Genomic DNA, 19268 nt, shown 5'->3' on the forward strand with positions numbered 1-19268 from the left:
CAGTCATAGCGGCGTCGCAGCCGGCTTTGAGGCCCTGAAGAGATAGCGGTTGGTGCTGAAGAAGTATTGTCCCGCCCCGCTGAGATGCTCGAACTCGCTGTGCCATGCTTCGAGATCACCGGCTGAAACGTCGTTCCTGCGGGCGACGAAGTCCCGAATGCCCTGGGCCAGCCCCTTGCTGTAGCTATCGTCATCGTACTGCAAATTCAGGATTGGAAAGACCGACGCACCGTCCAGGTGAAGTCGTGCATTCACCAATCTGTGGGCCATCGACCTTGGGAGGCGCGGGTGAGCGCAGTGCGCTTCCCATGATTTCATCACCGCGGCCATACGTTCCGGGCTTTCGGAATGCCACACCACCGCGTCCCAATCCGTTGCGACAAAAATCGTGCGGCCCCCCGGCTTGAGCACGCGAAACGTCTCTGCGAGGACGCGGTCAACATCAGGCACGTACTCGGCAACCTGCGTGCACACGACGACATCGAACGACGCATCGGGTTGACCCAATTCCGTGGCGTTGCCGATCGCATATGAAATCCAGGCGGAAGCCTTCTGCCGGTTGCAGACCTCGATCAGGTCAGTCGACACATCGATACCGAGGACAGCACCATCAGGCCCAACGATCTGCGCCATGCTTTCGCAGAGATAGCCGGGACCACATCCGATATCGAGAACGCTCTCGCCGGCGGACAGATTGAGCTGCCGGATGGTCTCCGCGCGCTGGGCGGTCACGTCCCCCGTGAGATAGATTCTCTGGAGCCGTTTCGCGTTCTCGTTGCTGTACTCCATCCCGCCCATCTTCGCCTCCACGCTCGAGTGCCAGGTGAGATTCCCTAACCCGCCCGCGCCGCGCGCCGCAGCGCCTGCGGCGGCTGGCCGAAGGCGCGGATGAAGGCGCGCCGCATGCGCTCGGGGTCGCCAAATCCGGTCGCCTCCGCGACGAGCTCGATCGCCTCGCGCGAGGACTGCACGCGCTCGCGCGCGACCTCGATCCGTAAGCGCTCGATCGCCTTCGACGGCGTCGTGCCGGTCTCGGCGGCAAAGGCGCGGGCAAAATGCCGCGCGCTCATGCCGGCACGATCGGCGAGATCTTCGACCGTCAGCCGGGCGTCGAGGTTCTCGCGCGCCCAGGACAGCAGCGCGCCGAACCGGCCGTTCGGCGTCTTCAACTCCAAGAGCGATGAGAACTGCGACTGGCCGCCGCTGCGGCGATGATACAGCACGAGCTGGCGCGCGGCCTGTTGCGCGATCTCCTCACCATGGTCCTCGGTGACCATCGCGAGCGCGAGATCGATTCCCGCCGTGATGCCCGCCGACGTCCACACATTGCCGTCATGCGTGAAGATCTGGTCCGGCTCGAACTTCACCTTGGGATAGCGCGCGACGAAATCCCGTGTGCGGCCCCAATGCGTGGTGGCGCGTCGTCCATCGAGCAGGCCCGCCTCGGCCAGCACATAGGCGCCCGAGCAGACGCTGGCGACACGCACACCGCGCCGCGCCAGCCGCTGCACGAAGGCGCGCGTGACCTCGCAGCGTGCGGCGTCCGTTACGCCTGCCCCACCCGCGATGACCAGTGTCGTGATCGCGTTCGCCGACCTGAAGTCGCGCGCCATCATTTCCACGCCGGACGAGCTGCGCACGGGCCCCGCGTTCAGTGCCAGCACGCGGATTCCGGTGGTCGTCTTGCCCGTGCAGCGCGCCGCGATCTCGAACACCGAGATCGGGCCGGCCGCATCGAGCAACTGGAAATCCGGGAAGATCAGGATGCCGATCATGGTCATGTCCGAAAGTGAGGGAAATACGCCATTTTGGACGGAATGGCATCATGAGAGGCTGCGTCCGTCAAGCTCATCTTTGGAGGACCTGCCCATGTCGTCACCGCTCCAGATCGGTCTTTTGGTGTTTCCGCGCGTCACCCAGCTCGATTTCACCGGTCCCTTGCAGGTGTTCTCCTCCGTCCCCGGCGCCAAGCTGCACCTGATCTGGAAACGGATCGAGCCGGTGCCGAGCGATTCCGTGCTGACGCTGACGCCAACCACGACATTCGCCGACTGCCCGCAGCTCGACGTGATCTGCGTGCCCGGCGGCGGCGGCACCAACGACCTGCTCAATGACGAAGAGGTGCTGGATTTCCTGCGCAGGCAGGCCGAAGGCGCCAAGTACGTCACCTCGGTCTGCACGGGGGCGCTGGCGCTCGGCGCTGCCGGCCTGCTCAAGGGCTACCGCGCTGCCACCCATTGGAGCGCGATGGAGATGCTCGGCCAGTTCGGCGCGACGCCGACCAAGACGCGCGTCTGCATCGACCGCAACCGCGTCACCGGCGGCGGCGTCACCGCCGGGATCGATTTCGCGCTGACGCTGGTGTCGATCCTGGTCGACCGCACCACGGCGGAAGCGATCCAGCTCCAGATCGAATACAATCCCGCCCCGCCGTTCACGTCCGGCTCGCCCGACACCGCGCCGGCCGAAGTGCTGGCCTTGCTGAGAGAGCGCGGCGCCGCAAACCAGGCCCGCCGCCTCGAGGCGGTCAAGCGCGCGGCTGAGCGGGTGTAGAGCAGAGGCTTTGCTCACGCGCCCCGAACGCAGCGCAGCACTTCCCGGGCAATGCAAAGCCTCCGGAAGCTCCGCACTGCTGACATGACGCTGTCAGGAGCCTGTCGCGACAATCCGTATCGCGCCCAACACCCACGGACGCTTCCCGGTCGCGTGCGCACAGGAGGGTCTCACCATGGCGCGATACCGGCTGCATTGCATCGGAGCTTCCGGCAATTCGTTCAAGGTCGCGCTATTCCTCAACTGCGCCGGGCTCGACTGGGAACCGGTCGGCCTCGACTTCGCCGGCGGCGAGACCCGCACGCCTGACTGGCGGGCCGCAACCAATGTCATGGGCGAGGTCCCCGTCCTCGAGGTCGATGGCCGGCACATGAGCCAGTCCGGTGCGATCCTGCTGTGGCTCGCCGAGACTCACGGCGTGTTCCGTCCGACGCCCGAGGAGACGTCCGAAGCCACGCGCTGGCTGCTGTTCGACAACCACAAGTTCACCGCGAACTTTGCCCAGCACCGGTTTCAACGCTGCTTCATGCCGGAGCCCGCCCATCCCGCTGTGCTCGCTTACTTGCGCGCGCGGACCGACAGCGCCTTCTCGATCGTCGACAGACACCTCTCCCACCGCAGCTTCATGCTGGGCGATCGGCCGACGATCGTCGATTTCTCAATGTTGGGCTATCTGTACTATCCGACCGAGGAGACGGGCTTTGATCTTGCCGCGACTTTCCCGGCGATTGATGCCTGGCGCCGGCGTGTCGCCGAACTGCCGGGCTGGAAGCCGCCCTATGAGATGATGCCAGTTGGCAACTCACCGACGCTCCATCTCTGAGAAGCGAGCAGAGCAACAGATCAAAGAAAAAGGCCGCTCGGTTTCCCAAGCGGCCTTTCCTGTCTTACGGTGGCTGCACATTCCATCGGGCGATTTCGAACTTCCAGACCGGGGGCCTATCTCCCGATCGAGTCCTCGTCGGCGGCCGCTGCATCTCGGGACAGTCGCGAACTGTTGCCCGAACCGAACGCGATGGTCTCCCATCTCCGTAAGATGGGACCATTGAGCCGCATCGCTCGCGTAGCTGCAACGCCCGCGCAGGCGCTGTCCCCGCTGTTCCCGCTGTCCACAGCAAGGTGAGGCGGATGCTGGTGCATCCTCCCCCACGGCAAGGATTCGGACGGAGATCGGAAAGCTAGCCAGGCGTCCAGGGCTGGTAGTCGCCGGTCGCCTTGGGACGCTTGCCGCTGGCAAGCGTCGAGCCGGAGGGCCGATAGGCGTTCGGCGTGCCGGTGGGGTTCGGCTGGTGCGGCTTTTGCCATTCGCGCGGCTGGTAGTTCTCTTCGGTCGGCGGCACATCGACGACGTGATGCATCCAGCCGTGCCAACCCGTCGGAATGCGGCTCGCTTCGGCGTAGCCGTTATAGATGACCCAGCGCCGCTCGAAGCCGAGCGTCGGATCGATCGCCCCGCCGCGGGTCCGATAATAGCGGTTTCCCTGCTCGTCCTGGCCGACCAGCTCGCCGTACCGCTTGGTCCAGAGCTGGGTGCCAAAGGTCTGGCCACTCCACCAGGTGAAGAACTTGAGGAAGAACTGTTTCATACGGCTAGGGCCCTGCTTCGTGAGGCCCTGATGCCATCCGGGCGGCGAAATGTCCAGTTCCGCGGGGACGGCCGTGCCCCCGCAAAATGCCCGGCGTAAGCCCTGCCGCAAATCGGACGCGATCCGTTCATGCCGGGTACAGCGGCCGCATGGAAACCTGCGCCATACGCGCACACCGGCGTGAACCCTGGAACCGCGGGCCCTTCAAGAGGTTTGCTTCAGGGAATAAGGAGTTTGAACATGAAAAGTCTGAGAATTTTGAGCGCCGCGGCAGCGGTAGCGTTGGTCCTTCCGTTGGCGACGCCGAGCTTCGCCCAGGGCCGTGGCGGCCACGGCGGTGGCGGCGGTGGTCATTTTGGCGGTGGTGGCGGCGCCCATTTCGGCGGTGGCGGCGCCCGCATGGGCGGCGGCAGCTTTGGCGGCGCGCGGTTCGGTGGCGGCGGCGGCAATTTCGCAGCCGGAGCCATGCGCCCGAGCGCCGGCCTAGCCATGCGTCCGACCGCAGGAGCCACGTTTAGTGGTGGCGGCGGCCGTCCCCTCGCAGTCGCGGGTAACAACTGGCGCGGCGGCGGTGGCAACTGGCACGGTGGCGGCTGGCGTCGTCACGGTGGCGGTTTCTGGCCGGGCGTCGCAGCCGGTGCTGCGATCGGCGGGCTCGGCTCCTACGCCTACTACGGTGGCGGGTACTACAACGATCCCTACTACTATGGCGACGACAGCTATTATGACGAACCGTCGGTCGCAGTGGTGCCGGATAGCGGTGGTGACTCGTCGGCTTATTGCGCGCAGCGCTACAAGTCCTACAATCCGGCCTCGGGCACGTATCTCGGCTATGACGGCCAGCGTCATCCCTGCCCGTAAGCAGATCGACAACGCTTGAAGGAAGAGGCGTCGCATCGGTGCGGCGCCTCTTTCGTTTGTCGCGCGCTCATCGCCAGTTTCGCGCGCAGCCCGCGCATCTCGTGCGACGATCTATACATGCGAGGCGCGAGGGACCTTTATTCACCGCACCGTGCATATCTACAATGATCCAATCCCAAATTGACCCGTCCCGCGATTCGCCTATATCACCGATGAATGTTGGGACTTCGATCTACTGGGAAATGTCATGCCGCGTATCCTCGTGGTAGATGACGATCCGATGGTCGGCGCGACCATCGAGGTTCTGCTCCAGCGTCAGGGCTTCGATGTCACGATGGCTGACGGCGGCGAAACGGGACTGGCTGCGCTCGAAGCGCAGACGTTTGACGTGATGCTGGTCGACATCTTCATGCCGCACATGCGCGGCTTCGAATCCATCCGCATCTTTCACGAGCGCGCGCCGGCGATCCCTCTGATCGCGATGTCCGGCTACGCCTTCGCCTCGTCCGCCTCGCCCTCCCCCGATTTCCTCCGCATGGCATTGGAACTCGGCGCGACACGCTGCCTGCGCAAGCCGTTCACGCCGGACGCGCTCCTGACCACGATCCGGGAATGCCTCGGCGAGGCCGCGCAGCCGAAGGACAAGAAAGAAGCCCCTTGATCCCAACGCAGCGCGTCATTCTCGGTGCTGGACTTGCAATCCTCCTGATCATCACCGCCGCCTCGATCGGACTCGACGTCAAGTCGCGGTTCGATGCCGCCTGGGTCAATCACACCATCGAGACGCAGAAGAAGATCTCCGATCTGCGCGTGCTGATGCGCCACGCCGAGAGCGCCGCGCGCGGCTACGAGATCTATCGCAACCCGAGCTTCAGCGACGAGTTTCAGGCGGTGCACGCCCAGCTCGCGCCGGCGCTCGCCGACCTCAAGCGCAGCCTGCGTGACAATCCGGATCAGGTCGCGCTCATGGAGGGCACCGAGTCGCTGGCGCTGCGCCGGGTCGAGATCGCCGCAGAGGTGATGCGCCTGCGCGCCGAGAACAACCAGGCCGGCGTTGCCGCGCTTCAGGGCAAGGCCGAGGGCCGCGGCCTGATGGACACGGTGATGGGCAATCTCGATCATCTGAGCGCGGAGGAAGAGCGATTGCTCGCCGCCCGCGCCCAGAGTTCACGCCGAACCGGCATCGTCCTGCTCGGCATCGACGTGATCGGCGCGCTGGTGATCCTGCTGCTGGTCGCAATGCTGATGCGCGAGAGCCAGCGCACCACGGTCGCGCTGAAGAGCACGCTGCTGGAGACCACGGCGGCGAAGGAGCAACTCGAGGCGGCCGTCGCCGAGCGCACCGAGCATCTCGTCAACGCGCATGACGAGCTGCGCCTGTCGGTGAACGTGCTCCAGAGCACGTTCCACAGCATGGCCGAGGCTGTGCTGGTGATCGACGCCGAGGGCACTGTCCTTCTGTCCAATCCGGCCGCGGAGCGCATCTTGCTGCATCGCGCCGGGATGAGCCTGCGCAATCTGCGCGCCCTGTCCGACGTGTTTCACGGCGACGGCGTCACGCCGCTCAGGGCGGACGAACTGCCCTCGACGCGCGTGCTGCGCGGCGAGCAGTTCGAGAATCTGGAGATGATCGTCCGCCCGCATAACGGCAACGATCCCCGCCATCTGATGATCAGCGGCCGGCCGATGCGCGACGGACAAGGCAACGTCTCCGGCGCCGTGCTGGTCTATCACGACGCGACCACGTCGCGCGAAACCGAGCGACAGCTGCACCAGTCGCAGAAGCTGGATGCGATCGGCAAGCTGACCGGCGGCGTCGCACACGACTTCAACAACATGCTCACGGTGATCTCCGGCAATACCGAGACGCTGGTGGCGAGCCTGAAGCAGCAGCCCGAGCTCCAGCGCGTGGCGCGGCTGATCGACGATGCCGCCGAGCGCTGCGCCGAGCTGATCCAGCATCTGCTCGCCTTTGCACGTCGGCAGCCGCTCCAGCCGCGCAATGTCGAGATCAACGGCGCGATCGCCGATATCGCCAAGCTGCTGCGCCCCACCCTCGGCGAGCAGATCCAGATCGAGACCGTGCTGGAACAGGGACCGATGACCGCGCACATCGATCCGTCCCGCCTCACCAATGCCGTGCTCAACATGGCGATCAACGCCCGCGACGCCATGCCGAACGGCGGCAAGCTGCTGCTCGAGACCCACCACGTCGTGCTCGACGAGGCCTACGCGCAGGCCCACGTGGAGGTGCAGCCCGGCCCCTACGTGATGCTCGCGGTCAGCGACACCGGCACCGGCATGTCGGCGGACATCCAGCAGAAGGCCTTCGAGCCGTTCTTCACCACCAAGGAGGTCGGCAAGGGCTCGGGCCTCGGCCTCTCCATGGTCTACGGCTTCGTCAAGCAGTCCGGCGGCCACATCAAGATCTACAGCGAGGAAGGCCACGGCACCACGATCAAGCTCTATCTGCCGCCGGGCGACGGCATGACGGATGCGGCGGCCCCGGTGGCGCCCCAGGCCGAAGGCGGCGCCGAGACCATTTTCGTGGTCGAGGACGACACGCTGGTGCGCAACTTCGTCACCGCGCAGCTGCAGAGCCTCGGCTACGACACGGTCGCCGCGCCCGACAGCCGGGCCGCGCTGGACATGATCGAGGCCGGCCAGGACTTCGACCTCCTGTTCACCGACGTCGTCATCCCCGGCGGCATGAGCGGCCGCGAGCTCGCCGAAGAGGTGGCCAAGCGCCGGCCGGGCGTGAGGGTGCTCTACACCTCCGGCTACACCGACAACGCCATCGTCCACCACGGCAAGCTCGACGACGGCGTGCTGCTGCTGACTAAGCCCTACCGCCGCAACCAGCTCGCCGAGATGATCAGGAAGGCGCTGAACGGCGGCGGGATGACGGCGGGCTAGAGCACTTTCTCACGGCTTCGAAAGCGCGCGGATTGTCTGTGCGCTCGGCTGAGAACTGCACTGAATTACGAATGCTCACTGACGTCATCCGCGGTCTCGCGGCGGGTGTCGATGTTGTTTTCGGGTGACAGGCGACCGAAATCAAACGGTATTCCTGGCAGGCAAGACCATTCTCGTTGAGCCGCTTCGGCGAGCGAATATGTTGCGGTCTGTTTCTGAGGATTTCACCTCGGAATGGCCTGCGGGTCGGTGCCAGGGCTGCCGGTAATACAATTGATAATTGAATCGAGAATTGGTTCTTGTCCGACCCGGCGCCGTTTCAGGCTCCCCACATTGTTGGCGAGCACGGCTGTCGCACTGGCGCTGACGATCGTGTCGGTGCGCGCCGACGGCGGCGCTGGCGGAGCCGGTGGCAATGGCACGGGCGGCGGCGGTGGCGCGGCCGGTACCAGCGCCTCTCCTAACGGTGGGAATGGCGGTGACAACGCGACCGGACAAGGCGCGGGCGGCGGCGGCGGCGCTGCCGCAGGCGGCACCGGAGGCTCCGGGGGCACGGCCACCTCAGGCGGCAACGGCGGACTGGGCGGTGATGGCGGCAACGTTGTCGGTGGCAACGGCGGAAACGGCGGCAACGGCAACTCAGCCCTCACTGCGGGTAGTGGCGGTGGCGGCGGCGGTGGCGGCGAAGGTGCGCTCGGTGCCGGCTCCGGTGGAGCGGGTGGCGCCGGCGGTCACGGCGGCGCCAGTGCGAGCGGCGCCGATGGTTCTGCTGTCATTGGCGGCCTTGATGCGAGCGCGGGAGGGGGCAGCGGCGGCATCGGCGGCGGCGGCGGTGGGGGTGGCACCGGCGTAGAGGTCAGCGTCGGCGGCAGCACGCTTTCGATAGCGGTGACCGGCGGCGCGGGTGGGGTTGGTGGCAGTGGCGGCGCCGGCGGGAGCGGCGGCAATGGAGCCAGTGCTCTCTCCCTGGGCGTCGCTGGTGTGACCGGCGGGACCGGTGGCGACGTCCTCGGCAGCGGGGGCGCTGCCGGCGGCGGCGGCAATGGCGGCACCGCCGTGCAGGTCACCGGCGCAGGCACCACGACGGTCCTGCAAACGGTCGCTGGCGGCGATGGCGGCAGCGGCGGGCGCGGCGGTACAGCGGGTAACGGCGGGAGCGGTGGTGCGGGCGCTTCCGGCGCCAATGTTCTCGGCGCGCTCGATGGCGGGACCGGTGGAAACGGCGGCAATAGCGGGGTTGGTGCCGGCGGCAACGGTGCGATCGGCGGCAGCGGTGGCGATGGCATCCAGGTCACGGGTGGCGGCACCGTGACGATTTTGCAAAGCGTCACGGCAGGTACCGGCGGCAGCGGTGGCGCTGGCGGTGCAGGCGGCGCCGGCGGCATGGCCGGCAACGGCGGCAACGCGGGATCCAGCATCGGGCTCGGCGTAGCCGGCGGGCGCGGTGGCAATGGTGGCACTGGCGGCAGCGCCAGCGCCCACGCAGGCGATGGCGCCAATGGTGCCGGCGGTGGCGTTGGTCTGCAGGTGACGAGCGGTGGCACGCTCTCAATTTCCCAAACGATCATGGGAGGCGCCGGTGGCAATGGCGGCGCTGGCGGCAACGGCGCCAATGGCGGCGCAAGCGGGACTGGCGGCGCCGGCGGCACAGGCGACAATGGCGCCAACGGGTCCTCCGGCTCCGGCTTTCTCAATGGCAACAACGGTCTGGTTGGTGGCGCTGGCGGCAACGGCGGGAATGGTGGCGCCGGCGGAAATGGCGGCATTGGCGGTAGCGGATCCAGCGGCGGCGATGGTGTCCAGCTCACGAACGGCGGGACCGTTACAGTTTCTGGCAGCATCGCTGGTGGCGCCGGCGGGTTTGGCGGCTCCGGCGGCAATGCCGGCAACGGCGCCGCCGGGGGCAACGGCAGTGACGCCGGCACAGCGGGCACCGGCGGTGCTGGCGCGAGTGCCCTTCTCCCGGCCGTCGCTGGCGGCAGCGGCGGCAGCGGCGCCGCCGGCGGAATGGGTGGCAACGGCGGGAGCGGAGGAAGCGCCGGCAATGCCGGCGTAGGTGGTCATGGCGGCGCCGGCGGCGCCGGCGCGACCATTTCAAACGGTGGCACGCTGACCAATCAAGGCATCATCACCGGCGGCGATGGCGGCCGCGGCGGCACCGCAGGCAGTGGCGGCAACGGCGGCGCCGGTGGCAATGCGGGCAACGGCGGTGTCGGCGGCGTTGGCGGCGCTGGCGGCAACGGCACCGCTGGCGTCAACGTGGTCGGCTCGACCGATGGCGGCAATGGCGGCAACGGCGGGACCGGCGGATTTGGCGGTGCCGGCGGCAATGCCGGCAACGGTGGCAGCGCCTCGAGCCGCGGCGGCGATGGCGGCTATGGTGGCACCGGCGGCGTTGGCGCCGCCTTCTCCAACGGCGGCACGCTGATCAATCGCGGCACGATCACCGGCGGCAATGGCGGCATCGCCGGGGCCGCGGGCATGGGTGGCCTCGGCGGCACCGCGGGCAGCGCCGGCAGCGGTGGTGTCGGCGGCTCCGGCGGCGTCGGCGGTGCCGGGGCCTTGGCCGCCAGCGGCGGCACGAACGGCACCACAGGGACGAACGGCTTCTCCGGCGTGAGCGGCAGCGCCGGCGCGAGCGGTAGCTCCGGCAGCAGCACCGTCACCGCCGGGGTCTCCGGCGCGGTCGGTGCAGGCGGCGCCGGCGTCATCGGCACCAATCTCAGCATCATCAACAGCGGATCGATTTCAGGCGGTCTCGCCGGCGACGGCGTCACGCGTGCCAACGCCATCACCTTCACCGGCGGCGCGAACACGCTACAGCTTCAGGCCGGCTACAGCTTCAGCGGCAACGTCGTCGATCAGACGGGCAACGGCGCCTTGCAGTTCGGCGGCAACACCAACCCCACTGCTTCTTTCGACGTTTCGCTGATCGGCGCCGCTGCGCAGTATCGGGGCTTCGCGAGCTTCGAGAAGACGGGCGCTTCGACCTGGACGCTAAGCGGCACCAATAGCGCTGCATTGCCGTGGTCGATCGCCGCCGGCACGCTGCTGGTGAACGGCTCGCTGGCCAATTCGACCATGACCGTGAACGCCGGCGGCACGCTTGGCGGCACGGGCACTATCGGCGCAGCGACGATCAATGCCGGTGGCACGTTCATGCCTGGAGCCGTCAACACGCCCGGGACGTCGACGATGGTCGCCGGCAATCTGGCCTTCCAATCGGGCGCGCTCTACGTCGTTGCGGTCAATCCATCGACGTCGAGCTTCGCCAATGTCATGGGCGCGGCGACGTTGACAGGCGCGACCGTGGTCGCGAATTTCCTGCCCGGCAGCTATGTCTCGAAGACATACACGATCCTGACCGCGGCCGGCGGACGTGGCGGCACGACGTTCGCGGGCATCACCAATGTCGGACTGCCGACAGGCGCGAGCGATACGCTGAGCTATGACGCCAACAACGCCTATCTGAACCTGACGGCCGCCTTCACCAATTACACCGGCCTCAACGTCAACCAGCAGAACGTCGCCAACGCGCTGACCTACGCCTTCAACAATAACGGCGGCCTTCCGATGGGCTTCTTCGGGCTCAGTCCCGCCGGCTTGACCCAGGTCTCCGGCGAGAGCGCCACCGGCTCCCAGCAGACGACGTTCAACGCGATGAACCAGTTCATCGGCGTGATGACGGATCCATTCATCTCCGGTCGCAGAGGTCCCGTCAGCGCCGGCGGCCCGCCGAATGCGTTTGCGGAGGAGAGTTCGGTTCCCGTGGCACGCGGTCGAACGGATAGTGAGCGCGACGCTTATGCGGCGATGTCCACCAAGGCGCTGGCAGTTCCGACCTTCGAACAGCGCTGGAGCGTGTGGGCCGCCGGCTTCGGCGGCTCGCAGACCACGGCCGGCAACGCCATCATCGGCTCGAACAACAGCGCGAGCAGCATCTACGGCATCGCGGTCGGTGCGGACTATCGGGTCTCGCCGGACACGCTCGCGGGATTTGCGCTGGCGGGCGGCCGCACTGGCTTCAACGTCAACGGCCTCGGCTATGGCGGCTCCGACCTGTTCCAGGCCGGCGCCTTCGTTCGCCATAATGTCGGTGCGGCCTACATCACTGCTGCGCTGGCTTATGGCTGGCAGGACATCACGACCAACCGCATCGTCACGGTCGCCGGCATCGACCACCTGCGCGCCGAGTTCAATGCGAACGCGTATTCGGGTCGCGTGGAGAGTGGCTACCGCTTCGTCATGCCGACGCTGGGCGGTCTCGGCATCACCCCTTACGCCGCAGGGCAATTCACCACATTCGACCTGCCGGCCTATGCCGAAAGCGTCGTCGCCGGTTCGCCGTTGTTTGCACAGACCTATGCCGCCAAGAGCGTGACCGACACGCGCAGCGAGCTCGGCGTTCGCACCGACAAATCATTCGCCATGCAGAACGGCATCGTCACGCTGCGCGGCCGCCTTGCATGGGCGCATGATTTTAATCCGGATCGTTCGATTGCCCCGACCTTCCAGTCGCTGCCGGGCGCAAGCTTCGTCGTCAACGGTGCGGCGCAGGCGCCCGACTCCGCGCTGACCACAGCCTCGGCCGAATGGCAATGGACCAACGGCTGGTCTGCCGCCGCGACGTTCGAGGGCGAGTTCTCGAATGTCACGCAAAGCTATGCCGGCAAGGGCGCGATCCGCTACGCATGGTGATGCCTGGTTCTCGATCTACCGCGTCGCCAGCACCACGGCGGCGAGCGTAAAGATCAGCGCGGCGATCTGGCCCGGCCCCAACGGCTCGCCCAGCGCCAGCGCGGAGGCGACCACGCCAATCACCGGCACGGCCATGGTGCCGATCGCGGCGACCGAGGCCGGCAGCCGCGCCAGTGCTGCGAACCAGCTGACATAGGCGATGCAGAACTGCACCACGGTGGAATAGACCAGCAGCCACCAGCCGACCGGCGTCACCAGCGAAAGATGCGTGGTCTCGACCAAGAGGCCGATGATCGAGATCGGCAGGCAGCCGATCCCGATCTGCCAGGCCGCGGCCGTGATCGGCGGCAGATGGATCGGGTACCTCTTCGAGAACACCGTGCCGACGGCGAAGCCGATCGCGCCGCCCAGCGCCATGATGATGCCCGGCAGCTTCTCCACGCTTGCGGCAAAGCCGTTGCCGCCCATGATCGAGGCCAGGCCGACGAAGGCCATCACCAGCCCCAGCGTGCGCAGCACGGTCGGCCGCTCGCCCAGCACCGGCCAGGCGATCAGCGAGGCCCAGACCGGCATGGTGTAGGCGATCAGCGCCGCCTCGCTGGCCGGCAGCCAGAGCAGCGCCAGACCCATCAGCACCATCCAGCCGGTGACGTTGAGGACGGCGGCGGTCAGTAAGCGCGGCCAGATCCCCGGCCCCACCTTGAGGCTCTGCCGGCGGATCAGCGCGAGGGCGGCGAGCAGCACCGCGCCCAGCACGCCGGTCACCCCGCGCAGCGTCAACGGCGGCAGTTCGGACAGCAGGAATTTCGTCACCGGCCAGTTGAAGCCCCAGCCGATCGAGGTGATGGCGAGGAACATCAGGCCGGCCGGGGCGATGCGCGGTCGCGCATCCCGGCGAGTCGAATCAAGCATGTGGGGTACCCGGCGAAATCGCGGTCAGCTTGGCGCGGATTCGCATGCGCCACCACCACCCCGGCAGGCATGCCTGCCCTCACCTTCCGTAGCCCTACGTGAGTCCCGCTGAGGCAACCCCGGTCCCGAAAAATATACCTGCCCTGTGAACAGCGGGGTGAAGGGTCCGTATCGTCACGGGATGCAAATTTTTTTGGTTGGGAATCCCTGAGGACTCACTGATACTTGGCTCAACAACAGGCGCGGGCTTGCCCCCTGTTATCCCCCGCAATCCACCATATTTAGTATTTGATTCAGGAACTCGCACTAGTTCTTGACGGGCGCAACGGAGAGTCCTAGCTTTCGGTCCGTTCGGCGCGAGTGAGTTTGCGTCCCGCCGGCACTCCCCCAAAGGGTCTCGCAAATCGTCACTCCGCCAAGCCAGCCAAAGGCCGCGGATGAGGGCTTGTCTGCCCTCGAAATGCAGACCTTCGGGCGCCAGAACGGGCCGGCAACAGGCTCGGATGGCATTGGTTGAAGTGGCGTGTGGGGCGTTGAACGCATGTCGCGCGCATCCCCTTGGGGGCGGATGGGTGTGGACATGCCGGCGGATGAGAACCATCGCGCCGGGAGAAACTGGGCCGGATCCACCGGCTGAACTGCGAAGCCTTTGGGCCGATGAGGCCCTTGGAGGAATCGCGAACCGAAATAGCGACCCGGGCGCCTTGCGGAGGCAGTCCGGCAGATAAAAGGACGGGGCAAGACCATGCGGATTGAGCGGCGCCACACCACTTCGGGACAGTCACCTTACGCCGGGATCGATTTCCGGCTGACCACGTCGGAGATCCGGAATCCCGACGGCTCGGTCGTGTTCAAGCTCGAGAACGTCGAGGTGCCGACCGAGTGGTCGCAGGTCGCCTCCGACGTGCTCGCCCAGAAGTATTTCCGCAAGGCCGGCGTCGCCGCGCGCCTGAAGAAGGTCGAGGAGGAGTCCGTCCCCTCCTTCCTGTGGCGCTCCGTGCCCGACACCGAGGCGCTCGCCGCTCTCCCTGAGAAAGAGCGCTTCGTCAGCGAGCTCAGCGCAAAGCAGGTGTTCGACCGGCTGGCCGGCTGCTGGACCTATTGGGGCTGGAAGGGCAACTACTTCTCCTCCGACGAGGACGCCCAGACCTTCTACGACGAGATCCGCTACATGCTCGCCATGCAGATGGTCGCGCCGAACTCGCCGCAATGGTTCAACACCGGTCTGCACTGGGCCTATGGCATCGACGGCCCCGGCCAGGGCCACTATTACGTCGACCCCTTCACCGGCAAGCTGACCAAGTCCAAGTCGGCCTACGAGCACCCGCAGCCGCACGCCTGCTTCATCCAGGGCGTCGGTGACGACCTCGTCAACGAGGGCGGCATCATGGACCTCTGGGTCCGCGAAGCCCGCCTGTTCAAATACGGCTCCGGCACCGGCTCCAACTTCTCCCGCCTGCGCGGCGAAGGCGAAAAGCTCTCGGGCGGCGGCCGCTCGTCCGGCCTGATGAGCTTCCTCAAGATCGGCGACCGCGCAGCCGGCGCGATCAAGTCGGGCGGCACCACGCGCCGCGCGGCCAAGATGGTCGTGGTCGACGTCGATCACCCCGATATCGAGACCTATATCGACTGGAAGGTGAAGGAGGAGCAGAAGGTCGCCGCTCTCGTCACCGGATCCAAGATCAACCAGAAGCACCTCAAGGCGGTGCTGAAGGCCTGCGTGAACTGCGAAGGCTCGGGCGACGATTGCTTCGACCCCGAGAAGAACCCGGCGCTCCGCCGCGAGATCAAGCTCGCGCGCCGCAGCCTCGTGCCTGACAATTACATCAAGCGCGTGATGCAGTTCGCCAAGCAGGGCTACAAGGACATCCAGTTCGACGTCTACGACACCGACTGGGATTCGGAAGCCTACCTCACGGTATCAGGCCAGAACTCCAACAACTCGGTCTCGCTGAAGGACGACTTCCTCCGCGCCGTGGAAACGGATGGCGACTGGAACCTCGTGGGACGCACGACGAAGAAGATCACCAAGACGCTGAAGGCGCGCGACCTCTGGGAAAAGATCGGCTACGCCGCCTGGGCGTCGGCCGACCCGGGCCTGCACTTCAACACCACCATGAACGACTGGCACACGTGTAAAGCGTCCGGCGACATCCGCGCGTCCAATCCGTGCTCGGAATACATGTTCCTGGACGACACGGCGTGCAACCTCGCCTCCGCCAACCTGCTGACCTTCTACAACACCACCACGAAGCAGTTCGACGTCGCCGGCTACGAGCACCTCTGCCAGCTCTGGACCATCGTGCTCGAAATCTCCGTGATGATGGCGCAGTTCCCGTCCCGCGCGATCGCCGAGCTCTCCTACGAGTTCCGCACGCTCGGCCTCGGCTACGCCAATATCGGCGGCCTCTTGATGACCATGGGCCTGTCCTATGACAGCAAGGAAGGCCGCGCGCTCTGCGGCGCCCTCACCGCTGTGATGACCGGCATCACCTACAAGACCTCGGCGGAGATGGCGGCCGAGCTCGGCACCTTCCCGGGCTACAAGAAGAACGCCGCGCACATGCTGCGCGTGATCCGCAACCACCGCCGCGCCGCCCACGGCCAGTCCAACGGCTACGAGGCGCTCTCGGTGAACCCGGTGCCGATGGACCTCGTGTCCTGCCCGCAGGCTGACATCGTCACGCGCGCCCAGGCAGCCTGGGATGCAGCGCTCGAGCTCGGCGAGAAGCACGGCTATCGCAACGCCCAGACCACGGTGATCGCGCCCACCGGCACGATCGGCCTGGTCATGGATTGCGACACCACCGGCATCGAGCCCGACTTCGCCCTGGTGAAGTTCAAGAAGCTCGCCGGCGGCGGCTACTTCAAGATCATCAACCGCGCGGTCCCCGCGGCGCTGCGCGCGCTCGGCTATCGCGAGAGCGAGATCGCGGAGATCGAAGCCTACGCCGTCGGCCACGGCTCGCTCTCCAACGCGCCGGCCATCAACGCCTCGACGCTGAAGGCCAAGGGCTTTACCGATGAAGCCATCGCCAAGGTCGAAAAGGCCCTGCCGACCGCCTTCGACATCAAGTTCGCCTTCAACAAGTGGACCTTTGGCGAAGACTTCATCCGCGACCAGCTCGGCATCGGTGCCGAGGCGATCGCGGCCCCCGGCTTCGACCTGCTCCAGGCCGTGGGCTTCACCAAGCGCGAGATCGAGGCGGCCAACGTCCACATCTGCGGCGCGATGACGGTGGAAGGTGCTCCGCACCTGAAGGCCGAGCACTATTCGGTGTTCGACTGCGCCAATCCCTGCGGCAAGATCGGCAAGCGCTATCTGTCGGTCGAGAGCCACATCCGCATGATGGCGGCGGCCCAGCCCTTCATCTCGGGCGCGATCTCCAAGACCATCAACATGCCGAACGACGCCACGGTGGAGGACTGCAAGTCCGCCTACATGCTGTCGTGGAAACTGGCGCTGAAGGCCAACGCGCTCTATCGCGACGGCTCCAAGCTCAGCCAGCCGCTCAACTCGCAGCTCATCGCCGACGATGAGGACGAGGAGGATGCGGTCGAGTCACTCTACGAGAAGCCGATGGCGGCGCGTGCCACCCAGGTCTCGGAAAAGATCGTCGAGAAGCTGGTCGAGCGCATCATCGTGATGCGCGAGCGCGAGAAGATGCCGGATCGCCGCAAGGGCTACACCCAGAAGGCAGTCGTCGGCGGCCACAAGGTTTACCTGCGCACCGGCGAGTATGACGACGGCCGTCTCGGCGAGATCTTCATCGACATGCACAAGGAAGGCGCGGCGCTGCGCTCCTTCATCAACAACTTCGCCATCGCGGTGTCGCTGGGTCTCCAGTACGGCGTGCCGCTCGACGAATATGTCGACGCCTTCACCTTCACCCGCTTCGAGCCGGCGGGCCCAGTGCAGGGCAACGACAGCATCAAGTACGCGACCTCGATCCTCGACTACGTCTTCCGCGAGCTCGCGGTGAGCTACATGTCGCGCTTCGATCTCGCCCATGTCGATCCGACCGAGTCGAACTTCGACGCGCTCGGCAAGGGCGTCGAGGAAGGCAAGGAGCCGGACGAGACCCAGCACGCGACCAAGCTGGTCTCGCGCGGCCTCACGCGCTCCCGCACCGACAACCTCGTCGTGATGCGCGGCGGCTCCGCCGCGGTCGCCCAGGGTAACGACAGTGCCCCGACCGGTGGCAGCAAGGTCACGGCGCTGGCCTCGCACGGCGCAAGCGCGCGGGTCGGCGATGCCCTGGAAGGCGCGGTCGCGCTGAAGCAGGAAGTAAGCCACGACCTCTCGCCGACCGAGAAGCTCGAGCAGCTCCAGTGGAGCAAATCCGGCACCGCGCAGACCCTGGTCCCCTCCAAGGCCGAGCGCCGCGCGGAAGCGAAGGCCAAGGGCTACGAAGGCGAGATGTGCTCGGAGTGCGGCAACTTCACGCTGGTGCGGAATGGCACGTGTATGAAGTGCGATACTTGCGGGTCTACGACGGGGTGTAGCTAACGCACCGCCCCCACTGCTATGGTCTTGCATCTGAGCGCGAAAGCATCCGCAGCGCTGTCGAGACGTTGCCTTCAGTCAATCCTTCGCGAGGCCGGCTACACGCAAAGAGATTTGTCGCAACAGATCGACGCGGTCCTCGCTGAGCAAGATACTAGAAAGGCCCTTCCGACGGGCGTGCACGCTATTGTGGATGCGGTTCGCAACTTTGGAAATTTTTCGGCACATCGGATAACGGATCAAACGACTCTTCAGATTATTGACGTCGAACCGCACGAAGCCGAATTTTGCTTGGATGTCCTAGACAGCCTATTCGACCACTACTACGTGCGACCCAAACAGGCACAGCGAATAAAGGACGAGCTCAACAAAAAACTGCAAGCTGCGAAGAAGCCACCAGCAAAGTAGTCGTCCAGCGGCGATTACGGTCAGCGCTAAACTCCAATCGCCTCTGCCCGACCGGCTCCTCAAGATCACCCCTGCTCTGGAATTACGTTGACGGTGCACTAAATTCAGTCGTTCCGATCTCCGGCTTCGGCTCGCGTTTGGTGGACGGCGTCAAGTAAGTGCACTTTCACCGTCATCGAGATCGGCTCCGGCTTCGATGCTCATCAATACCCTGCCGCCGAATTGCCTTTGCGGTCGAGCCCTTCCCTCCTAAACCAACGCCACCGGCATGGGTTCCGACGGGCCCGGTAGAAGCGGAGTCGAGTTATGCCCAAACCGGAAAGCTTCCCGATCGAGAAGATTTTCGTTTCCGTGACGAAGAAGAGAACCATCAAGCCCGAGATCGTCGGGGAGATCGCGGAAAGTATGCTGGACATCGGACAACAGGCCCCCATTTCCGTTCGGCTCGACGGAGACCGCCTCGTTCTGGTCGAGGGACTGCATCGGCTCGAAGCCTGCAAGGCGCTCGGCGAGACAACCATACTCGGTGTCATCGTCCCGGCGGAGCTTGCTCAACACAGGCCGCTGCTGTCCGAAGGACCCGCAGTCGAGGCAGAGCGCATCAAGATGGCGCGATTGAAACAGCTGCGCCTCGAGAAGGAAGCCGCAGAGGCATCGACGGCTGCCTTGAAGAGCGTCAACGGAACGGAAGCGCCGCGCACCCGTCCGACGAAAGGCGTTCGCGACAATCCGAAGGCATCACCGGGCCGGACTGCGGGATCGACACGGAAAACATTGTCGGACTGGATCACGCAGCAAAAGGGCAGCGGCGGCCGCTATTGATGGCG

Annotated in this window: 13 protein-coding genes; 9 read left to right on the forward strand and 4 right to left on the reverse strand. The window is 66.0% G+C overall.

Features of this window, described 5'->3' with window-relative positions:
• Window positions 1-3 precede the first annotated feature (3 nt).
• Both AB7290_RS23470 and AB7290_RS23475 read right to left on the reverse strand, forming a co-directional pair.
• The gene (locus tag AB7290_RS23470) at window positions 4-798 is read right to left on the reverse strand and encodes a methyltransferase domain-containing protein (protein ID WP_085401110.1); all 795 of its coding nucleotides are present in this window, start codon (window positions 796-798) and stop codon (window positions 4-6) included.
• 35 nt (window positions 799-833) lie between these two features.
• Window positions 834-1775, reverse strand: a complete 942-nt coding sequence (locus AB7290_RS23475) for a GlxA family transcriptional regulator (RefSeq protein WP_085401111.1) — start codon at window positions 1773-1775, stop codon at window positions 834-836.
• A 94-nt stretch (window positions 1776-1869) separates the two neighbouring features.
• On the opposite strand from AB7290_RS23475, the gene AB7290_RS23480 reads away from it, so the two are divergent.
• Together AB7290_RS23480 and AB7290_RS23485 are read left to right on the forward strand one after the other, a co-directional pair.
• Window positions 1870-2553 carry a DJ-1/PfpI family protein gene (locus AB7290_RS23480; RefSeq protein WP_085401104.1) on the forward strand — a complete coding sequence of 228 codons (684 nt, stop codon included), beginning with the start codon at window positions 1870-1872 and terminating at the stop codon, window positions 2551-2553.
• Window positions 2554-2728: 175 nt separating this feature from the next.
• Entirely contained in the window at window positions 2729-3376 is a 648-nt protein-coding gene (locus tag AB7290_RS23485) for a glutathione S-transferase family protein (RefSeq protein ID WP_085401105.1), read from the forward strand.
• 355 nt (window positions 3377-3731) lie between these two features.
• On the opposite strand, the gene AB7290_RS23490 is transcribed toward AB7290_RS23485, so the two are convergent.
• Window positions 3732-4139, reverse strand: a complete 408-nt coding sequence (locus AB7290_RS23490; RefSeq protein WP_028148726.1) for an NADH:ubiquinone oxidoreductase subunit NDUFA12 — start codon at window positions 4137-4139, stop codon at window positions 3732-3734.
• A gap of 240 nt (window positions 4140-4379) precedes the next feature.
• Here AB7290_RS23490 and AB7290_RS23495 point away from each other — a divergent pair, with 240 nt between their 5' ends.
• From AB7290_RS23495 to AB7290_RS23510, 4 genes are all read left to right on the forward strand, one after another.
• A complete protein-coding gene (locus AB7290_RS23495; RefSeq protein WP_085401106.1) occupies window positions 4380-5000 on the forward strand; it encodes a BA14K family protein in 621 nt (206 codons plus the stop codon).
• Window positions 5001-5247: 247 nt separating this feature from the next.
• A complete protein-coding gene (locus AB7290_RS23500; RefSeq protein ID WP_028148724.1) occupies window positions 5248-5661 on the forward strand; it encodes a response regulator in 414 nt (137 codons plus the stop codon).
• Window positions 5658-7916: a CHASE3 domain-containing protein gene (locus AB7290_RS23505; protein WP_085401107.1), complete on the forward strand. Its 2259-nt coding sequence runs from the start codon at window positions 5658-5660 to the stop codon at window positions 7914-7916. Before AB7290_RS23500 ends, AB7290_RS23505 begins: the two co-directional genes overlap by 4 nt.
• A gap of 336 nt (window positions 7917-8252) precedes the next feature.
• The gene (locus AB7290_RS23510) at window positions 8253-12614 is read left to right on the forward strand and encodes an autotransporter domain-containing protein (protein ID WP_354133798.1); all 4362 of its coding nucleotides are present in this window, start codon (window positions 8253-8255) and stop codon (window positions 12612-12614) included.
• A 15-nt stretch (window positions 12615-12629) separates the two neighbouring features.
• Here the strand turns inward: AB7290_RS23510 and AB7290_RS23515 are convergent, their stop codons facing one another.
• Window positions 12630-13526, reverse strand: a complete 897-nt coding sequence (locus tag AB7290_RS23515; protein WP_085399055.1) for a DMT family transporter — start codon at window positions 13524-13526, stop codon at window positions 12630-12632.
• A gap of 745 nt (window positions 13527-14271) precedes the next feature.
• On the opposite strand from AB7290_RS23515, the gene AB7290_RS23520 reads away from it, so the two are divergent.
• From AB7290_RS23520 to AB7290_RS23530, 3 genes are all read left to right on the forward strand, one after another.
• On the forward strand, window positions 14272-18036 hold the full coding sequence (locus AB7290_RS23520; RefSeq protein ID WP_085399054.1) for a vitamin B12-dependent ribonucleotide reductase: 3765 nt from the start codon (window positions 14272-14274) through the stop codon (window positions 18034-18036).
• An 18-nt stretch (window positions 18037-18054) separates the two neighbouring features.
• Window positions 18055-18441, forward strand: coding sequence for a DUF4145 domain-containing protein (locus tag AB7290_RS23525; RefSeq protein WP_085399053.1), 387 nt, complete (start codon window positions 18055-18057; stop codon window positions 18439-18441).
• Window positions 18442-18747: 306 nt separating this feature from the next.
• Window positions 18748-19263 (forward strand): ParB N-terminal domain-containing protein, encoded by a 516-nt coding sequence (locus tag AB7290_RS23530; RefSeq protein ID WP_085399052.1) that lies wholly within the window; start codon window positions 18748-18750, stop codon window positions 19261-19263.
• The last annotated feature ends 5 nt before the right edge of the window (window positions 19264-19268 follow it).

It is taken from the genome of Bradyrhizobium sp. 613_E4_N2_2, from assembly GCF_052075995.1.
In the GTDB taxonomy this organism is placed as follows: Bacteria; Pseudomonadota; Alphaproteobacteria; order Rhizobiales; family Xanthobacteraceae; genus Bradyrhizobium; species Bradyrhizobium barranii.

What these genes read in the sequence shown, in the direction of transcription:
- AB7290_RS23470 (WP_085401110.1), bottom strand. Translation starts at nt 798, where the DNA reads ATGGGCGGGATGGAGTACAGCAACGAGAACGCGAAACGGCTCCAGAGA.
- AB7290_RS23525 (WP_085399053.1), top strand. Translation starts at nt 18,055, where the DNA reads ATGGTCTTGCATCTGAGCGCGAAAGCATCCGCAGCGCTGTCGAGACGT.
- AB7290_RS23475 (WP_085401111.1), bottom strand. Translation starts at nt 1,775, where the DNA reads ATGATCGGCATCCTGATCTTCCCGGATTTCCAGTTGCTCGATGCGGCC.
- AB7290_RS23480 (WP_085401104.1), top strand. Translation starts at nt 1,870, where the DNA reads ATGTCGTCACCGCTCCAGATCGGTCTTTTGGTGTTTCCGCGCGTCACC.
- AB7290_RS23520 (WP_085399054.1), top strand. Translation starts at nt 14,272, where the DNA reads ATGCGGATTGAGCGGCGCCACACCACTTCGGGACAGTCACCTTACGCC.
- AB7290_RS23490 (WP_028148726.1), bottom strand. Translation starts at nt 4,139, where the DNA reads ATGAAACAGTTCTTCCTCAAGTTCTTCACCTGGTGGAGTGGCCAGACC.
- AB7290_RS23530 (WP_085399052.1), top strand. Translation starts at nt 18,748, where the DNA reads ATGCCCAAACCGGAAAGCTTCCCGATCGAGAAGATTTTCGTTTCCGTG.
- AB7290_RS23485 (WP_085401105.1), top strand. Translation starts at nt 2,729, where the DNA reads ATGGCGCGATACCGGCTGCATTGCATCGGAGCTTCCGGCAATTCGTTC.
- AB7290_RS23495 (WP_085401106.1), top strand. Translation starts at nt 4,380, where the DNA reads ATGAAAAGTCTGAGAATTTTGAGCGCCGCGGCAGCGGTAGCGTTGGTC.
- AB7290_RS23500 (WP_028148724.1), top strand. Translation starts at nt 5,248, where the DNA reads ATGCCGCGTATCCTCGTGGTAGATGACGATCCGATGGTCGGCGCGACC.
- AB7290_RS23515 (WP_085399055.1), bottom strand. Translation starts at nt 13,526, where the DNA reads ATGCTTGATTCGACTCGCCGGGATGCGCGACCGCGCATCGCCCCGGCC.